We start from the raw sequence: 20175 nt of genomic DNA on the forward strand, positions 1-20175 counted from the left end.
AGATTTTTTAAAGCAGGGGGAAAACAATGTCCACTATTAATGAAATGAGAGATAAATTAAGTAAGCAAAGGCTTTTTTGGGAGAGTAAGGATTTCTCAGCAGCATTTGAAGGACCATTTATAAAGCTTTACCGCAAAAGTTCAATGAGCCCTGAAAGGACTTCAACTATAAAAGATATCAATATCAGCATACCTGAGGAGGCAACTGCAGAAATACTTAGAATATGCAGCAATTCAGATTTATCTCTGTATATTTTGCTATTATCCTTGTTTAAGTGTATTATCTGGAAATATACCGGAGAAACACAGATGTCGGTTTTGTCTCCCAAATACGGCTCCGGCGGCGGACTTGTTCTTCTGCAGGGAGGTCTGACCCTTCCAAATGACTTGAGGGGCACTATTCTGGAAACAAAGAAAACGGTGACTGATGCCTATTCCAATCAAGACTTTCCAATAGAAAAAATACTTGATGACATGTTTGAAGAGCAGGAGCTTAACAGGTTCTTTGAAAACAATATATTGTTTTCACTGGAAAACATACATAAGGCAGGACCAACCGGCAGCTTTGACCTGGTTATAGCCTTTTCGAGACAAAACGGCAGACTTACCGGTAAAATATCATTTGCCAGCGAAAAGTTCCATGAGAATTTATTAATGAAACTGTCACACCAATTTGTAAATATTATAAAGTCTGCCAGTCAGAACATCAGGCAGGATTTATCACTGCTTAAGTTGCTGACACCGGATGAATACCGGGAAATCCTGAGCATATCTCGCGGAAATGAGGTCCCGGTTGAATTTGCAGGTTTACATCAGCTATTTGAAGCTCAAGCCCATAAAACTCCCGATGCAACTGCATTGATTTATGATGAGGAATCCATAAGCTACGTGGATTTGAACAGAAAGGCCAACTTGCTTGCCCGAAGACTTGCCAGAGAAGGCGTGGAACGTGGGGATAAGGTTGTTTTGCTATTTTCACCGGGAATACATATGGCTGTTGCATTGCTGGGTGTCCTTAAATGCGGTGCGGCTTTCGTACCGGTTGATACCGGAAATCCATACGAGCGGATAGGCCATATAATACGTGAAACAAATGCCAAAATAGTGCTGATGGATAATGGGGCTGAGAATAAGCCCCGTTACGATTTGAAGCAGGTTGATATTTCTTCTGGGGAGTTCTGGGAAAATATCCAGGATATGAACCACGGCAATCTTGAACTGCCTGTGGAGAAAAACGACCTGGCCTATATTATTTTTACATCCGGTTCCACAGGTCTGCCAAAGGGTGTAATGATAGAGCACGGGAATATTGTCAATGCAATCAGTTGGAGAATGGAAGAATACCGTCTGGGAACTGACGATGCAGTTCTTCAACTGTTCTCCTACTGTTTTGACGGCTTTATAACGAGTTTCTTTACTCCCATTGTTTCGGGAGCAAAAATTGTACTGTTGAAAGATGAAGCTGCCAAGAATCCGGCATTTATAGCAGAAAGCATAAAAGGACACGCCATAACGCACTTCATTTCAGTACCGGCTTTATACCATTCGATTCTTGAGCATGGAACCCCGGAATATTTTCGCTCGCTTAAAAAAGTTACGTTAGCCGGAGATATTACCGACATAAAAACCATAAGACTCAGCAAAATCAGAAATAAGGATATTATCTTGATCAATGAGTACGGGCCCACTGAAAACGCAGTAGTCACATCCTTCAACAGACATATGACTGAAGAAGCAATCAGCAATATTGGAAAACCTATTCAAAACGTAAATATTTACATACTGGATTCTCAACTTGAACTGCTGCCCCAGGGTATTTTTGGTGAACTGTATATTTCCGGTGCCGGAGTGTCCAGGGGCTATATAGGCAGCAGCTCCCAAAATAATGAGAAATTCATGGAGAACCCATTTTGCAGCACTGAACGGTTGTATAAGACCGGTGATTTGGCAAGATGGCTGCCTGATGGTACGATTGAATTCAAAGGCCGGAAGGATAATCAGATAAAAATCAGAGGGTTTCGTATTGAAACTGAGGAGATAAAAGCCTGCCTGCAATTACACGAAAATGTCAAGGAAGCAGTAGTGCTGCCTTTGGGGGAAGCTGCAAACACTTATCTGTGTGCCTGTGTTTCAATTAATAATGAGATGGATATGGAAGACTTAAAGGACTTTTTAAAGAACATGCTTCCACATTATATGATACCCAATTTAATAATTCCGTTGGAAGATATACCTAAGACAGATAGCGGCAAGGCAGACGCAAAGGCTGTCCGCAAGCTCATTGGCATGCAGCTTTCAGCAGATGACAGGGAGAAGCCGGAAAATGCTGTTGAAGAGACTTTAGTTGAAATATGGAAGGAATTACTTGAGATAAATGAAGTGGGAGTAAACCAGAGCTTTTTCAGGTTGGGTGGACATTCCTTGAAGGCCACTTCACTACTGTGGAAAATACAGACCACATTCAATGTGGATTTGCCACTGAACCAGGTACTTGAAACAGATACTATCAGGAAATTGGCAGAAATAATCGCCAATACCGGCAGCAGTAATTTTGACAAGATAATACAGGCATCGGTACAGGAAAGCTATCCCATATCCTCAGAGCAGAAACGCATGCTGCTTCTCAGCTCTCATAAGGAAATAGGAGGAAGCTACCATGTTCCGGTAGTTATACATATACAAGGCCGACTGGATGCCAGACGCATGGAAAAGGCCTTAAGGGCGCTGATACTGCGGTATGAAATACTAAGAACCTCTGTTGTGTTAGGCAGCGTGGAGCCGATACAAAAGGTAAATGAAAATTTTGAATTCAGCTTATTGCATGAGACTGTTGAAGGTGAGACAATTTCCGAGGAACAAGTTTTGAGATGCCTGGAGAATGTTGAACTGGAAAGTGAAGTCCTTTTTAAGGCAAGGGTGCTGACACTTAACGAAGAAAAGCATTATCTCATAATGAACTTTCATCATATTACCATAGATGAGCATTCACTGGCCATACTTTTAAATGATTTAAGCATGCTGTATAACGGTATATTTCTAGCCAAGCCTGCTTTACAGTATAAAGATTATGCACTGTGGCAAAAGCACAGGAAAGAATCCGAAGAATATGCCGAAAAGTTAAATTATTGGAAAAAAGAACTTTCCTCCATAGAGCTTCCTTTGCTGAATCTGCCTTATGACTTCATAAGACCGGAGTACAGGTCCTATGAGGGTAAAAGGCTGCGCTTCCATCTGGAGGAGGCTTTGATGTCTTCCATAGGTTTAGCTGCGAAACATAATGGTGTTACTCTCTATATGTATTTTTTGGCAGCTTTTTATATATTGCTGTATAAGTATACCGGGCAGCGCAATATCATTGTCGGCAGTCCCATATCGGTGAGAGAGCGGCCTGAACTGAAGCAAATGGTAGGATTGTTTGTAAACACAATTCCGTTGGCGGGCACTATTGATCCTGAGGTGTCATTTCTGGATTTCTTATCAGAGGTGAAAGCCAAGGTACTGAACGGTATAGGTAATGGTGAAGTGCAGTTTGAAGATATAGTTCAGGCATCTGAAGTCAAGGCTGATCCAAGCCGCCATCCGCTGTTTGATGTCATGTTTGCAATGCAGAGTCTGGATATGCCCGGTATGAAATTCATGGATATGGACGCGGAATTTCAACTGGTTAACAACAACAGCTCCAAATTTGATCTGATGCTTGAACTCAATGAATCAGAGGGTTCCTACAATATAGAATTTGAATACTCTCCAAAACTGTTCAAGGAAGAGACAATTACCCGCTTTACCGGCTGCCTCGTAAACATTCTGACTGAAATTTCATATGCTCCTGATATGAAAATCAAGGACATACAATTGCTGAGTAATGAGGAGAGGGAGGAAATAATCCGCGTATGCAGAGCAGAAGCCGGACGCTGTGAATACAGTGACACGATCGTATCTATATTTGAGAAGCAGGTAAGGAACACCCCACAGAATATTGCTTTGGTACTTAACAATGAGGCATTGACATATGATGAGCTCAACAGGCTTTCCAACAAGCTATGCTGCGGCATAAGACAATATATCAAGCCGGGCGACATTGTTGCCATGCTTTGTGATTATTCCTTTACAATGATTATAACAGTATTGGCTATAATGAAAGCAGGAGGCGCCTATCTTCCTTTAGACGTAAATTATCCAAGGGAGAGGATTAACTACATATTGAGAGACAGCGGAGTCAAGCTGCTGATAACCAATACAGCTTTCATACCTGACGGGGCATATACCGGAAAAGTAATCAGCACACAGGAAATAGATATGGGAGCCGATGTTCCCGGACATAATCCTGAGCCTGTGAACTCCTCAGACAGCCTGGCCTATGTAATATATACCTCAGGCACAACCGGAGCGCCTAAAGGAGTGATGATTGAACATGGCAATGTGGTCAACCTCATATTTAACAGCCGTACTCCGTTTATGTTCAATGCGCAAGATGTCTGGACAATGTACCATTCAATCTGCTTTGATTTTTCAGTATGGGAGATATATGGAGCATTGCTTTCGGGAGGGAAATTGATCCTTATTCCCAATGAACTTGCCCGTGATCCCAAAGAGTTCTGTAATGTCCTTAAGAACAATAAGGTTACGGTGTTAAATCAGACTCCGACAGCTTTCTACACATTGTCAAATGAAATGCTGGATAGCTGCCAGGGCGAGAGTATCAGGTTAAGGTATGTAATCTTCGGAGGAGAAGCCCTTAATCCACATAAGCTGAAGGAGTGGAATCAGAGATTCCCCAATGTCCGGCTTATAAACATGTATGGTATTACCGAAACCACAGTGCATGTCACATATAAGGAAATTACCAGGGAGGATATGAACGACGGCAGCAGCAATGTAGGTCAGCCGCTGCCCAAGGTCTATACCTATATATTGGATAATGACATGAATTTATGTCCGGTGGGGGTAGCCGGAGAGATTTATGTTGGTGGGGCAGGTGTGGGAAGAGGGTATCTCAATAGGCCGGAACTTACCGGCGAAAGATTTATAGAGGACCCCTTTTTACCGGGAGAGAAATTATACAGGTCGGGTGACCTTGCAAAGCTATTACATGGCGGGGATATGGCATACTGTGGGAGGACTGACCGCCAGTTAAAAATCCGCGGCTACAGGATAGAACTCCAGGAGGTTGAAAGTGTCCTGATCGATTATGAACTCATCAGGGAAGCCGTTGTGACAACATATAAGGACAAAGAGAATAACGCAAATATAGCCGCTTATTTCACGTCTGATAAAAAGGTCCCCGTTAATTCCATACGAACCCACCTGGAACAGTTTTTGCCGCAATATATGATACCGGCTTATATTATACAGCTTGAGGGCTTCGTTTTTACAAAGAACGGGAAACTGGATATGACAGCGTTACCTGACCCGCAAATGCTCCAGGAAAAGGATGTGCCGGCAGCCCCCCCTGCTACCGGTCTGGAAAAGCAGATGACAGAAATATGGTCTGAAGTGCTTAATATCCAAGGTGAAAAAATCAGTATGCACGATAACTTTTTTCACTTAGGAGGGGACTCAATCAAGGCCATAAAGCTGTTATACCTAATTAATTCCCGGCTGAAGCTGAATCTGCAGATTGGAGATTTGTATAAAAAAAGTATCGTAAGGGAGCTTTGCGATTATATTGAGAGTAGTGGAGAAATAGTTGACGAGAGTCTTGGACAAAGGGTTGAAGAGGAGCTCTCCGCTCTGAGGAGCAGTATTTTAGAAGCTTGCTCTCATAAGGGAATAGACACGCTTGACTTTGAAGATGTATATCCCATGAGTGATATAGAACTGGGAATGATATATCATTATGTGAAAAATAATAACGAACGGCCATATCATGACCAGTTTATATTCCAGGTGCCATGCAATCCGGAAGAGAACGAATTCCTGGACCGGGCACTTGGGAAGGTTGTTTTCAGGCACCCGATTTTAAGGTCCATCTTCAATATTGAAGACCATGAGATTCCTGTACATATAGTGCTCAGGGGGAATCATATCCAGCCTGGATGGATTGACCTGAGGCAGTATGATGATGTAGAGCAAAGGGAGCTGATCCTGCGCCATATGGAAGCTGACCGGGCAAAACCCTTTGATTTCCGGCAGCCTTTTTGGAGAATAGTGTTCTTCCGTGTATCCGGCAGCAGTGTATTAATATTACTGGTGACGCACCATGCCATTTTGGACGGCTGGAGTGTAGCATCCCTGCGCACCGAGCTTATTAATACGTTTTTCCGATTGGCTGCAGGAGATAGTGGTGATTTGTCTCCTTTAAAAAACAGCTACAGGAAGTATATTGTTGAACAGAAGTGCGTGGAAAGCAAAAAGGAAGTACGGCAGTTCTGGAGGGATGAATTATACGACTACAAAAGGCTGCAGTTGCCGCTTGCACCCACTGAACAAAGGAGTGGAAAATCTTCTGTTTCCGTTGTTCTTGAGAATAGTATCCAATATGGACTGACAGAGGCTTCTCTGAAATATCAAACCGATATGAGAAGTATTTGCTTTGCGGCGTATATTTACATGCTCAATATGTATTCATATGAAAACGACTTTATCGTGGGTCTTGTAAATAATAACAGGCCCTTATGCCAGGACGGTGAAAAAATACTGGGCTGCTTCCTGAATACAATTCCGTTCAGGGCTGTAATAGACAAAAACAATACCTGGGAAGATATCATCCTGAATACCAGCAGAAAAATAAGGGCACTCAAACCCTATGACCAGCTATCTCTTACAAAGATAGTAAATTCCATAGGGGAGAGCGAGGAGCAGAACCCCTTATTTGATACAACCTTCAATTTTGTCAATTTTGATGCTCTGCGGGATACCCATATCAAAAACGGATTTGGGATAAAGGACATCGCCTATACCAACACTATGCTGGATTTTACCGTTGACCTTACAAGCGGGAGTATTTTGGTGGATATGGCATTCAGCAGTCTTGTGGATGAAAAACATATTCTCGCAATGCTTGGCTATTACAAAAAAATACTGGAACTTTTCATAACCGAAGCCTCTGAACCGGCTCGGAAGGACAAGGTTATGCCGCAGGATGAACTGGATAAGATAATGTGGGACTTTAAGGACAGTTTCAGGGAATACCCCAGGAACAAACCAATTCATCTGTTTTTTGAAGAGCAGGTTTCAAGGACTCCCAATAAAATTGCAGTTGTCTGTGGAAATCAATGCCTTACATACTCAGAACTGAACCAAAAGGCAGATAGTATTGCATGCCTGATCAGAAGAAGAGGCGGGGAAGTCAATACGGCTATTGCGATTATGACCGGCCGGGCGTGTGATATGATAATAGGATTACTGGCAATACTGAAAGCAGGTTGTGCATTTTTGCCCATTGAACCAGGTACACCTGAGGATAGGGTCAACTATGTTATCAAAAACAGCAAGGCAGGGTTAATGCTGACTCAGGGAAAATATGTGAAGAACGCGTCTTATCCGATACCATGTATTTTGTTGGAGGATAGCAGCCTTTATGATGAAAAATCCTGTCTTCCTGTGGAAAATATCAATACAGGAAGAGACCTGGCATATATAATATATACCTCGGGAACTACCGGAAATCCGAAGGGAGTCATGGTGGAACACCGTTCGCTGGTGAATCTCTGCCTCTGGCATATAGATGAATACGCAGTAACTGCAGAGGACCGTGCAACGAAATATGCCAATTTCGGGTTTGATGTATCAGTGTGGGAAGTTTTCCCTTATCTCATTTGTGGTGCTGAGCTGCATATTCTTAAAAAAGAGCTGTTGCTGGAATTGGAGCAGTTGAATAAATATCTGGAGCAGCACAGGATAACAATTGCATATTTACCCACTCCAGTGTGTGAACAGTTTATGGAGTTGGAAAATGATTCGTTAAGATATCTGCTGACGGCAGGAGATAAATTAAGAAAATATAAAAAAAGGAATTACCGCCTTGCAAACAATTATGGCCCCACAGAAACAACTGTCATATCCACGGCAATGGTTGTTGATAAACCCTATGACAATATCCCCATAGGAAAAGCCGTATATAATACTCAATTGATTATTGTGGATAGGAACACCAATTTACAGCCCTGGGGTGCTGAAGGGGAATTGTGCATTGCAGGAGATGGCCTGGCACGTGGTTATATGTATAATGAAGAGCTGACGGATAAAAGTTTCCGTACAGACATCTTCAAGGGTATAAGGATGTACAGAACAGGAGATTTAGCCCGCATTTTGAAGGACGGAAACATCGAATATCTTGGAAGAAACGACCGCCAGGTAAAAATCAGGGGGTATAGAATAGAGCTCTCTGAAATTGAAAGCAGGATGCTTGAGTTTACCGGTATAAAAAAAGCTGTTGTTGATAAAAACTCAAAGGATGAGATAGAAGCATTTTACCAGGCAGAAAAGGTAATAAATATTATTGCTCTGAAGGATTTTCTTTTGACCTGCCTGCCGCAATATATGATTCCTTCCCGTTTTACAAAAATTGAGTCTGTGCCGTTGACTCCCAATGGTAAAATTGATTATAGGGCATTGTCCAAAATGACAATAGAGGTAAAGCCGGCCACAGCCGTTACAATCCTGCCGCAAAACAGCAAGCAGGAAGTATTGTTGGAGGTCTGGAAACAAGTACTCAGGACCGAGGTTATGGGCATAGCAGATGACTTTTTTGATATGGGCGGGGATTCCATAAAAGCCATGCAGGCTGTAGCAAAGCTTAACGGGCTTGGCTTTGACTTAAAGGTAAATGACTTGTTTATTTACAGGACAATTGATAAGCTTAGCAGTTCCATAAGAAATAAAGTTGACTCAATCGAGCAAAAGATGATTGCTGGCAGCAGCAGGTTGAATCCCATACAGGCATGGTTCTTTGAAAATGAGTTCCAAAATCCGCACCATTGGAATCAAGCTTTTATGCTGTATAGGCAGGAGGGTTTTGATGCCGGTATTCTCAGAAGTGTCTGGGAAAAATTAATAGAGCACCATGATGCGCTTCGGTCTACTTTCAGAAAAGAAAACGGAACCTTCAGGCAATTTATATCAGACAGCGGCAATAACGGCTTTACTATTGAAACTGTAGAAATAAATCCTCTCGAAGACCACATTGCCAAAATCACCGAAAAGGCTGAAAATCTGCAAAGAGGCCTTAACATTTTTGAAGGTCCTTTAATTAAGGCAATGCTGTTCAAAACAAAGCCGGGGGATTATTTGGCAGTTGTGATACATCATCTTGTCATTGATGCGGTATCATGGCGGATATTATTCGAGAGTTTTGCTGAAATGTACGGACAGAAACTTGGTGGTACTGATGTAAAGCCCAAGGATAAGACAAATTCCATATTTGATTATATGGATGCGCTCAATAGCTTCACGTCCGGCGGTAACCTTCCCGGCGAGGCAGAGTATTGGAAAAAAGAGCTTGGGAAGGAATTTTGCGTATTGCCCAAGGTGAGTGACTGTCCGCAAAAATTTGCCAGGGATTTCAACAAGATAAGTCTGTCCATATCACGGGAAAAAGTAGAGTTGCTTGTCAGCCAGGTGTGCAGGCTTCTGGATACAAATTTATTCGAAATATTGTTAACTTGTCTGGGTGCAGCATTAAAAATGTGGACCGGTGGAAGCAGATTCAGGATAACGCTGGAAGGACATGGACGGGAGGAAGCTTTACTGAATCTGGAACTGTATCGAACCGTAGGCTGGTTTACCATCATGTATCCCTTCAATCTGGATGTGGGAAATCTGGAGGATTACGAGGATAATATAGCACAGGTGGGCAGAAGTCTTGAAAGTGCATCCCGTCACAGGATGAGCTACGGTGTTTTAAAGTACATGTCTGATTTTGCAGAAGATTTGTACATGTATGAAAAATCCAGAAATGATGTTATATTTAATTATATCGGACATTTTGACAGTGATGTGGATACTGATGTTTTCAGCATATCAGATATATCTTGCGGAAACTCAACAGATGCAGAAAACCATGTCCAGGAGTCCCTTAATATATCGTGCTATATTCTGAACCGGGAGTTTCACCTGGATGTGGTATATAATAATTACTGCTATCAGGAAGAGACAATACGGGCGATGTTGAAAAATTATGAGGCTTACCTGTATGATTTGATGGATTATACGATGAAAGCAACAGGCACTGAAAAGACGGGCTTTATATTCAGCGGAATCAAGCCCTTTAATGCTGTATTTTTTAAGGATTGCTTCTATCATGCCTTGATTTCCGCTTTTGGACATAAGGATATAGATCCTCTGATACTGTTTGCAAATAGCGTTTCTGTCTTTGAAGCAGATTTGGAGAGAAAAGATATAAATTTCTCAAACCGGTATCTGGATGCTTTGAATGATGATGAATTGCTGGAGTCCCTTAATATTTCATACAAAAAAAGGTGCCACAGTGATACAATATGCGAGGATATTGTGAAATTCATCTCTGAAGGCTACTTGCCCATAATAAATGTAGACTGTTATTGGTTGGAGGGCAAAAAAGATGCCTTCCAAAAAACACATTGGATGCATACCTTGCTTGTATACGGATTTGATGCCGGTAGGAGGGAGTTCAGCATAGTGGATAATGTGGATGTGTTCAGCTTGGATTACCATGAAATGACTATATCCTATGATAAGATAGTTAAGGCCTTTGATTCTTATAGTACTTATTTTAACACTAATAGAAAGCAAACGAGCATATTCGCCATCTCTTTTGAAAGATACTTGCCGGGAAAAAGTACAAGGGAGGATATCAGTCAATCAGCAATAGCCAATATAAAAAATACCTTTGACCTGAGACGGAAAAGCATTGAAAATACAGATTTGATTTATGATGAATTCTGCGCCATACTATTGGATGAGAACAGCTTAAAATTAAATATCAAGAATCTCAGCTTTATTTTTAATGATATCTTGTCCGCTAAAAGAATGGAAAAATACAAAATTTCTCAGTTGTTTGCCAACCTTGAGCTATGCAGTATACTTGAGGAGTTAATTGGATATTACAGCAATATAAGCAATGTTCTGAGAAAGCTGGATTTTAAGTTCAGCCTTAAAAAGGGCTTCCACAAAAATTTGACGGAAAGCTTAAAATGTGCTTTTGAGCTGGAAAAGCAATATAATACAAAGCTTGATAAATTTATTTACGAGGTGAAACATGAATAGCCAGATATATCAGATTTATAAGGACATGATGAGTCCCGACCCGGTTTTTGATTTTGATTACCTCGCATATATTATGCAGTTGGGCTATGATCAGTCAGTAACCGGCGTTGATGTAATAAAGGTGGAACAGTCAAATACAGCACTGAACCTGTATATTGAAGTTATGGCTGACGGTGGGAACAACGCGGAAAAAAGGCACTTATTTATTAAAACTGTAAAGGGCCATATGCCTGGAGATGTATATAACGCATTGTCAGTCAGGGAAGCAGGCTTCTACAGCCTGCTTCGCCAAAACAACAGTTTCCAGCCTCCTGTCCCGGTTTGCTATGATGTATTTGTATCAGAAGAAAAAAATGAATTTCTCATTGCTTTGGAGGACATTTCCCAAACCCATGCCAAACCTTCCGAAAAGCAATTAGAAGATAAAAATACCTGGTTTTTATGCGCCGAATGCCTTGCGGGCTTCCATGCCGTCTTCTGGAATTATCATGAAAAGGGATTATACGGCCTGCCCCTTATTACAAGTAGTCAAATCGAAAATGATATGGTTTCGAACGACTGGCAGTTGCAGCAATTCATGTCACATGCGGGCGGTTGTTTTGACGAAAAGACCCGGAGTATATTCAATAATGCCCTGAAAATAAGTAATGCAGCCCGCCGCCAGCTACTTGACTGCAATAACATGACGCTGACTAATGGAGACTCCCATGTCTATAACTTCATGCTGCCCAGGAATAAGACGGGTGAAGCTGCATTAGTGGACTTTCAATTCTGGAATACAGGTAAAGGAGTAGCTGACCTTGCACATTTAACCAGGAGCTCTTTTCCTGATACTTATAAGAAGAGCCTGCACAGGCCGCTAGTAGAGCACTACCACAAAACGCTGGTAGAAAGAGGAGTAACAAATTATCCTCTGGAGGAATGCTACAGGGATTACCGTATGCAGGTAGCTGCCATGCTGCTGCTGCCGGTGTGGCAGTACTCCCTTTTCGGAAATGAACAGGACTGGAACAACATGGTTAAGGAGCTTGTGGATAATTACAATATTCTCAATTGTGAGGATCTGCTATAGTCTTTGCTGGTTAATGCATCTCGTTTTTACAAGGAGGCGGTATATTGGAATACCGTCCTTTTTTCGTGTTCGTATTTTGTCCGATAGAGTATGAAAGCCAATTATTGTAACATTATACATTTTAAATAGAAAGGGTGTAATAACTTGGGGACTATAGTTATTGAGGAAATTAAGACCTCCTTATCAGCGTTTGATGTTTATAAAATGCTGCATCATAAGGAAGGAAGCTTTATTCTTGACAGTGGAATGGATCACCGGAATCTTGGAAAATACTCCTTTGTGGGAATGGAACCATTTATGACAGTTACCTGCAAGCATAATCAAATAGTCATAAACAAGCCGGAAGGACAAGAGACCATTTCTGGAAATCCCTTTGAGGTACTTAAAGAGCTTATTTCCGCCTACAGGATAGAGAATGATACCGGATTACCCTTTGTAGGCGGAGCAGTCGGTTTTTTTTCATATGATTTATGCCATTATATAGAAAAATTACCTCGGACGGCTATAGATGACATTAACCTTCCAGATATGATCATAGGATTTTACGATACTGTGCTTATATTTGAGCATTTCAGCAATAAAGCATATCTGGCCTATGCAAATTTTCCAGGTATACATGATATGGATTCAAAAAATACGGCCATGCAGTTCAAAGCTTATATCGAACAAGGCAGGACTGCTGATACCAATGACCTTGATTTGCCCTATGCAAATAATACTGTAGAACTAGTTTCAAATTTTACATATGATCAATACTGTCAATCCATAGAGAAGGCTCGTGGGTATATTCAAAAGGGTGATATCTATCAGATGAACATGACCCAAAGGTTCTCTACCTGTATAAAACGGCATCCTATTAACATATATACGTATTTGAGAACTATAAATCCGGCTCCTTTTGCTGCATATATGAATTATGGAGATATGAAGATACTGAGCAGTTCTCCGGAGAGATTTATCAGATTGAATAATGGCGCTATTGAAACCAGACCTATAAAAGGAACTATGCCAAGGGGAAAAGTAACAGAGGAGGATGCTGCTAATATGAACCTTTTAAAGAGCAGCATCAAGGATAAAGCTGAAAATCTGATGATAGTAGATCTCATGAGAAATGATATTGGAAAGGTGTGTAAGTTTGGCAGCGTTAAGGTTACAGAACTTTTTCATATTGAAAAATATTCAACTGTATTCCAGATGGTATCCAATATAGTGGGAGAAGTAAAAGAGGATTGTGATGCTGTAGACTGTATTAAGGCTACTTTCCCGGGCGGCTCCATAACAGGAGCTCCCAAGATCAGAGCCATGGAAATCATTGATGAACTGGAGCCCACTTGCAGAAACGTATACACCGGCTCTATAGGTTATATAGGCTTTGATGGAAATATGGACCTCAACATAGTAATACGTACCATACTCATAAACAAACATAATGCCTGCTATCAAGTGGGAGGGGGGATTGTATGGGATTCCACACCTGAAAAGGAGTATTTGGAAACGATGGATAAGGGAGCTGCTTTGGAAAGAGCGCTTAAATATTGAAGAGAGTATGTCAGTTCTGGGAAGCAAATTTGAAATTATGGAGGGAAAGCCGTGATTTGTTTAATTGACAATTATGATTCATTTACATATAATCTGTATCAATATATCGGGGAATTTGATCCTGATATAGTTGTCAGGCGCAACGATGAAATTACAATAGAAGAAATTGAAAGAATATCTCCTGATCGTATTATTTTATCTCCTGGCCCCGGACATCCCAGTCAGGCTGGAATTACAGTGGAACTTATACTTGAATTTGCCCATAGGATTCCAATATTGGGAATATGTCTTGGCCATCAGGCAATCGGCCTTGCTATGGGAGGAACTGTAGATTCTGCAAACAGTATTGTTCATGGTAAACAATCCAATATTTATCATGAGGGGGAAGGCTTATTCAAGAACATACCCTCACCCTTCCAGGCAGTCAGATACCACTCGCTTGCCGTCATGAAGGACGATTTTCCGGACTCTTTGGAAATACATGGTTATACAGATGACGGAACCATCATGGCCCTTAAACATAAGGAGTATCCCCTTTACGGTCTGCAATTTCATCCTGAATCAATTCTGTCGGATTATGGAAAGGAATTACTTAAGAATTTTTTAGCTTTTTAAAGTAAAATATAATTTTCTTCTGTTACAGGAGGGATTACCTAAGTTAAGAGTATATTGGAAAGGTGGAAATATAAATGGAAAAGTTGAATATTGCTTTTTTTAATAATCAGATTATATCTGCTGCGGATGCGGTTATTCCCATACTGGATCAGTCCGTTCAATATGGATGGGGGCTTTTTGAAACAATCAAGGTCAATAAAGGTATACCAATCATGTTGGAAGAGCATCTCCGGAGAATTTTTGCTTCGGCGTCCCGGCTCAAAATTGAGAACAGCATAAGCAAGGCTGACTTGACCGGAAATGTTTATAAATTCCTTGAAGCTATGAACAGCAATACATTTGTATTGAAAGTAGCAATCACAAAGGGAGTTAACCATACTCCCAACATATTTTTTACTTGCCGTGAAATAGGGTACTCAGAAAAAGATTATGTAAAAGGATTTTCCGCAAAAACAACTGACATAAGACGAAACGAATCTTCACCACTGGTATACATGAAAACCCTCAACTATATGGAGAACATAATGGCGAAGCAAGAGGCAAGGGAAAGAGGCTATGATGAGGCTATATTCCTGAATTCCAAGGGGTTTTTAAGTGAGGGGAGCGTCAGCAACCTCTTTTTTATACGAGACCTTAAGATATATACCCCGAAGCTTCAGTGCGGGTTACTCCCAGGTATTGTAAGGGACTGCCTGGTTAAAAACATCATTCCTCGAATGGGGATGGAGCTATGTGAGGGAGAGTATGAACCGAGCCATTTGTTTGATGCCGAAGAAGCCTTTTTAACAAACTCTATAATGGAGATCATGCCCTTGGTCAAAATTGATGAGGTTGTAATCGGAAAAGGTTCTAAAGGAAAAATAACTGATATGCTTTCCAAGGAATATGAAAAGTTTGTATATGGTCAGGGGTAATTCCTGTTCTTAACTGATTTTAAATATTTATCTGTACAGTGCACAAGAAATTTGTTTACAAAAAACTGATGGATAAAGTTGACATTTTAAAGAAAAAAAGTTAGAATTTGTGTATAGATGCCATATATTGATGAAATATACATGGCTAGAATCTGAAAATATGAGCAGATATGGGTTATATGGCGAAAAGAGTACAATAATGTCCGGACATTTATATTTTCATTGGTACAAAGCTTATATGCAGGAATGAGATGTGAACCTTACCCCATTTGTGCTAAGCATTAATGGCGTAGGTTTTTTACTTATGCAGCTTTTTTGAAGATTTAAAATTGGTTCAGTTTGATTATATGAGTGAAATTCAGAATAACCATATTGATAGTTTAAAGTGACTTGAGTTCCGGGGGAGTAGATATAAATGGTGAAATATGAATTACAGAATATTGTTCCTTACAACAAGGTATATTATATAGATTGTATCTGCCTGTCTTTCTTTACTGCAGTAAGTTATTTCAACAGCAGTGTTTTCAGTTACATGGCTAATGATTATCTGGTATATAATCTGGGGAAAACTGCAAATGGCTTGTCTCTGAGTCTGGATAACCTGCAGATTCAATCGTTTGAAGAAATAACAAAGAATAACGGTATGGAAATTGAATACTGGAAGGGCTACTACAACGATATCGTTGATAGGGTAATTGACTCAATCTTAAAAGGATATATTATCATACTGACTGTTGACGGGTTTTACTATAAACATGCTTATCACGATTTATTCTATCAAAAAGAACATCACGCATACCACATACTGGTATATGGGTTCGATACCGAAAGAAAAATTTTTAATACTGTTGAGGTCAATGGACTTGAATGGAATACAAGTAATTGCTGCTATAGGTATGAAATGAGTTTTCAGGATATGGTCCTGGGTCATGAGGGAATCATTAACCATGTACCGGGTGGGCCGACCTTGATGAAATTATCAAGGGATAGTTCCCGGAATATAATAAGTGACGATCCATATTCTTTTAAGGGTTTAATGATAGACAACATGAAATCACACAAACCCCAAATACTAGCAGGATTGCAAAATATTCTCACGCTTTCAGAGAATATAGGAGAATTTGATATACCCAAACCCACCGCTTTCAGTAATAAAGTCGCATCTTTGTCAAATCAGTATAAAATTAACAGCATATTGGGAGAAGATCATAACTGCGGGCAGCTTTTTAAGGATATAATTGAGAGCTGGGTGGCCATTGAAGCCTTAATGTATATGAATGAATTTAAAGGGGTTTCTGAAAAGAAAAAGTTTGTTTCAAAGCTTGGCAGATTATATGAGCTGGAATGCAAGTTGTATGAAAACCTGTTCCCATTATTTGATAGAATCCAGCCTGTGTAAATATGAAGTTTTATTGAAGAACTTAATAATTAATATAACTTAATGCTGATATGTCGTAATTAACTATTTAAGGTTTTTTAAAGAGGAGAAAAGGATGAGTCATAGTTGCGATGCAGTGTACAAACACCGATTGGGGACCAAAAGGTTAAAACTGGTGGGGACTGATGGTAATCCGCTGGGGAATACGGAAGTGGTCATCAAACAGAAAAAACATGAATTTCTTTTCGGATGTGGGGAGTTCAATTCCATAGCCTATGCTAACAATGAGCTTGATGAAAATGGCAGACTGAAAGCAGAAGATAAGTATAAAAAATTATTTGATTTGTTTAACTTTGTTACATTGCCATTTTATTGGGGTGATTTTGAAAATATAAAGGGCCGGCCCCACACCCAAAGGCTGAAAAAAACAGCCCAATGGTTGATTTCCAGAGGATGTGCTGTAAAGGGACATTGTCTATGCTGGCATAGCTATTCTGCACCATGGCTGCTGGATATGAGCAACTCTCAAATCCTTTCAGCCCAGCTCCAACGTATAAGGCGGGAGTCGCGTGATTTTGCCGGATTAATTGATATATGGGACCTGATAAATGAAGTTGTAATCATGCCCATATATGATAGGTATGATAACGGAATAACACGTATTTGCAAGGATGTGGGACGTATACGCCTGGTGCGTGAAGTATTTGCGGCGGCAAAGGAAGCTAATCCGGATGCTGTGTTTTTGATAAATGATTTTTTTAATACAACTACCGATTCCTATGATGTATTAATTGAAGCCTGTCTGGAAGCAGGAATTCCTATCGGTGCGATTGGAATCCAATCACATATGCATAAAGGATACTGGGGCGTTGAAAAGACGCTGAAAATCCTTGAGCGGTTCTCAACCTTCAATCTGCCTGTTCATTTCACAGAGAGTACGGTACTTTCAGGTCATCACATGCCCCAGGAGACAGATGATTTCAATGATTATGTGCCTGAAAAATGGCTATCCACCCCGGAGGGTGAGGAGCAACAGGCTAGAGAGACAATCCTGCATTACAAGACCCTCTTCGCACATCCTGCAGTAGAATCCATAACCTGGTGGGAATTTGCAGACGGACAATGGCTTGGTGCACCATCGGGCCTTCTGACTTGTGAAAACAGGGTCAAGCCTGCTTATGAAGAGTTACATAAGCTTATAAAAGGTAAATGGTGGACTGGCCCGGAAGCTGCAATATCTGATGAAACAGGCTTAATTGAGTTTTCAGGCTTTCGTGGAGAGTATGAACTTAACTGCCATGGCAAGAAATATAGCTTCATATTGGACAAAAAAGGCGGGGAAACCGAGATTGTGGTATAAAATGCAACAAATCCCTGCTATATGGTGAATGTAAAAAAGTAATTTGGTTCAAGGGTTAGAAGAAGGCAATCTTGTGCCTTAAATTAAATGAAAGGAAGATAACGATGAAAAAGCTGAAAATTTGCGTAATTGGTATTAAAGGAGGAATATCTACAGTTTTGATGTCAGGATTGTTTAGAAGTATTAAAAGAGGTGTTCCTGCCGGAGGCTTGCTCACGGATACGCCATTATTTTCCCAATGCTCCCTGCCTGATGTTGATACTTTTGAATTTGGTGGCTTTGATATCCGTCAGATAGATTTGTATGAATCTGCGCTTCAAAATGATCAGTTCAACGTATTAAGACTGGATACCGAACCTGAAATCAAGGAATGGCTTAATTCCATACCCATATACAAAGGAGTGACTTTAAACTGTGGCAATGCCATATCGAATATAGCACAAAATGGGTTCACCCATAACCATAGCAATCTCCGTGAGGCGGTCAGCCAGGTATGCTCTGATCTTAATGATTTTCGTGGGAAGGACGATTGCGTGGTGGTGAATCTTTCATCTACGGAAGAAAGATTTGTTCCCAGTGAAAGTCATTTGAGCCTTGAAGGTTTTGAAAAAGCTCTTGACAATAACGCTTCTGACATAACTCCAGGTCAGATTTATGCTTACTCAGCAATAAAAGAAGGAATTCCATATGTGAACTTTACACCTTCAACCTGCGCAGATATTCCGGCTTTGGTTGAATTATCAAATTTAAAAAAGATTCCACAGGCAGGCAAGGATGGAAAAACCGGAGAGACACTTGTCAAGACTGTATTATGCGACATGTTTTCAATAAGGAACTTGAATGTTGACATGTGGTACGGGACAAATATACTTGGTAATCTTGATGGTAAAATTCTTGATAACAGTAATAATAAGTCTTCAAAAATCGAATCCAAGAAAAGTGTACTGAAGGGTTGCCTTGGGTATGAACCGGCAAGTGAAGTAAGGATTGACTACATGAAACCTATGGGAGATAACAAGGTGGCTTGGGACTATATACTATTCAGTGGTTTTGGAGGTGCGAAAATGACCATGACATTTACCTGGCAAGGAATTGATTCCTTTCTGGCCGCTCCTTTGGTTGTAGACCTGGTCAGGTTAATACATCTGGCTTCAAAAAAGGGATTTTATGGCATCCAAAATCAGTTTGCAGTATTTTTCAAGTCTCCTCTCAACTCTGATGTAAATAGTCTGGTCAGGCAATACGACATTCTGAAGGAATGGGTGGAAAAATTGAAGGAAGCCTGAGCTTACCCCCGGATTTCTTTAGGATACATACTGAATATATTGGGTTTATGTTATATTAAATAAAGAGGTGCTTAAGCCTTTGCAGCCGTTCAGATAACTTGGTTGCAAAGGCTTTTTTAAAGCGATTTTTTGATTTCTCCGGAAGCAAAAAGGCTGCAGGTTTATTCCCACTGATACTCCTTGTGGGAATTCGGTTGTAAAGCCCGGGGCAAATATTATATAATTCAAAGCATCAAGCTTTTATTTTCCAAAACGAGGAGCTGAAAATATTGAACAGGCACATTCACATTTTAGGTGCATCCGGCTCAGGAACTACCACACTTGCCGGAGAATTGAGCAAGCTGCTCGGTTATGAGCACTTTGATTCGGATGACTACTTCTGGCTTCCTACCATACCTCCCTTCACTGAAAAGAGACCTGTTTCAGACAGAATCCAACTTCTTGAGAAGGATTTGAAAGGGGTGGATAGCTGGATTCTGTCCGGTTCCAACTGCGGATGGGGAGATTTTCTTATAAGCAGCTATGATCTGGTGGTTTTCCTGTATGTACCTCCGGAGATACGTATTAAACGACTGATCCAGCGGGAGATTGAGAGGTATTCCATAGAGCGCATTTCACATGGAGGAGACCTGTATGAGAGTCATAAGGCATTTATTGAGTGGGCGGCAGCATATGATACCGCCGGCCTGGAAATGAGAAGCCTGGCCTTGCATAATGAGTGGCTGAAAAGGTTGAACTGCGGGGTAATCCGGCTTGAAGGGACTCAGAGTGTTGAAGAGAGAATAAGGGCAGTACTCAGAGAACTGGAGAGGCAAAAATGAGCGAAAG

The 20175-nt window shown here is 40.8% G+C and carries 9 protein-coding genes; all 9 read left to right on the top strand.

From position 1 onward, the window contains the following. Positions 1–26 precede the first annotated feature (26 nt). The 9 genes from CLHUN_RS05070 to CLHUN_RS05110 all read left to right on the top strand — a co-directional run bounded on the left by CLHUN_RS05070 (position 27) and on the right by CLHUN_RS05110 (position 20168). A complete protein-coding gene (locus CLHUN_RS05070) occupies positions 27–11183 on the top strand; it encodes a non-ribosomal peptide synthetase (protein WP_080063488.1) in 11157 nt (3718 codons plus the stop codon). Beyond that, entirely contained in the window at positions 11176–12255 is a 1080-nt protein-coding gene (locus tag CLHUN_RS05075; RefSeq protein WP_080063489.1) for an oxidoreductase family protein, read from the top strand. Before CLHUN_RS05070 ends, CLHUN_RS05075 begins: the two co-directional genes overlap by 8 nt. Before the next feature lie 144 nt (positions 12256–12399). Continuing rightward, on the top strand, positions 12400–13794 hold the full coding sequence (gene pabB, locus CLHUN_RS05080) for an aminodeoxychorismate synthase component I (RefSeq protein ID WP_340148324.1): 1395 nt from the start codon (positions 12400–12402) through the stop codon (positions 13792–13794). Positions 13795–13845: 51 nt separating this feature from the next. Further along, the gene (locus CLHUN_RS05085) at positions 13846–14409 is read left to right on the top strand and encodes an anthranilate synthase component II (RefSeq protein ID WP_080063490.1); all 564 of its coding nucleotides are present in this window, start codon (positions 13846–13848) and stop codon (positions 14407–14409) included. Between the two features lie 74 nt (positions 14410–14483). After that, positions 14484–15323 carry an aminotransferase class IV gene (locus CLHUN_RS05090; RefSeq protein WP_080063491.1) on the top strand — a complete coding sequence of 280 codons (840 nt, stop codon included), beginning with the start codon at positions 14484–14486 and terminating at the stop codon, positions 15321–15323. Between the two features lie 415 nt (positions 15324–15738). Continuing rightward, positions 15739–16722, top strand: coding sequence for a hypothetical protein (locus tag CLHUN_RS05095; protein ID WP_080063492.1), 984 nt, complete (start codon positions 15739–15741; stop codon positions 16720–16722). Positions 16723–16816: 94 nt separating this feature from the next. Beyond that, positions 16817–18061 (top strand): endo-1,4-beta-xylanase, encoded by a 1245-nt coding sequence (locus CLHUN_RS05100; protein WP_080063493.1) that lies wholly within the window; start codon positions 16817–16819, stop codon positions 18059–18061. A 104-nt stretch (positions 18062–18165) separates the two neighbouring features. Continuing rightward, positions 18166–19347 (top strand): inositol-3-phosphate synthase, encoded by a 1182-nt coding sequence (locus CLHUN_RS05105; protein ID WP_080063494.1) that lies wholly within the window; start codon positions 18166–18168, stop codon positions 19345–19347. A 269-nt stretch (positions 19348–19616) separates the two neighbouring features. Further along, the gene (locus CLHUN_RS05110; RefSeq protein ID WP_080063495.1) at positions 19617–20168 is read left to right on the top strand and encodes an AAA family ATPase; all 552 of its coding nucleotides are present in this window, start codon (positions 19617–19619) and stop codon (positions 20166–20168) included. Positions 20169–20175: the final 7 nt, after the last annotated feature.

The organism is Ruminiclostridium hungatei, assembly GCF_002051585.1.
Classification (GTDB): domain Bacteria; phylum Bacillota; class Clostridia; order Acetivibrionales; family DSM-1351; genus Ruminiclostridium; species Ruminiclostridium hungatei.

Coding starts and splice junctions, on each gene's coding strand:
- CLHUN_RS05100 (WP_080063493.1), top strand. CDS start 16,817: ATGAGTCATAGTTGCGATGCAGTGTACAAACACCGATTGGGGACCAAA.
- CLHUN_RS05105 (WP_080063494.1), top strand. CDS start 18,166: ATGAAAAAGCTGAAAATTTGCGTAATTGGTATTAAAGGAGGAATATCT.
- CLHUN_RS05095 (WP_080063492.1), top strand. CDS start 15,739: ATGGTGAAATATGAATTACAGAATATTGTTCCTTACAACAAGGTATAT.
- CLHUN_RS05090 (WP_080063491.1), top strand. CDS start 14,484: ATGGAAAAGTTGAATATTGCTTTTTTTAATAATCAGATTATATCTGCT.
- CLHUN_RS05075 (WP_080063489.1), top strand. CDS start 11,176: ATGAATAGCCAGATATATCAGATTTATAAGGACATGATGAGTCCCGAC.
- CLHUN_RS05070 (WP_080063488.1), top strand. CDS start 27: ATGTCCACTATTAATGAAATGAGAGATAAATTAAGTAAGCAAAGGCTT.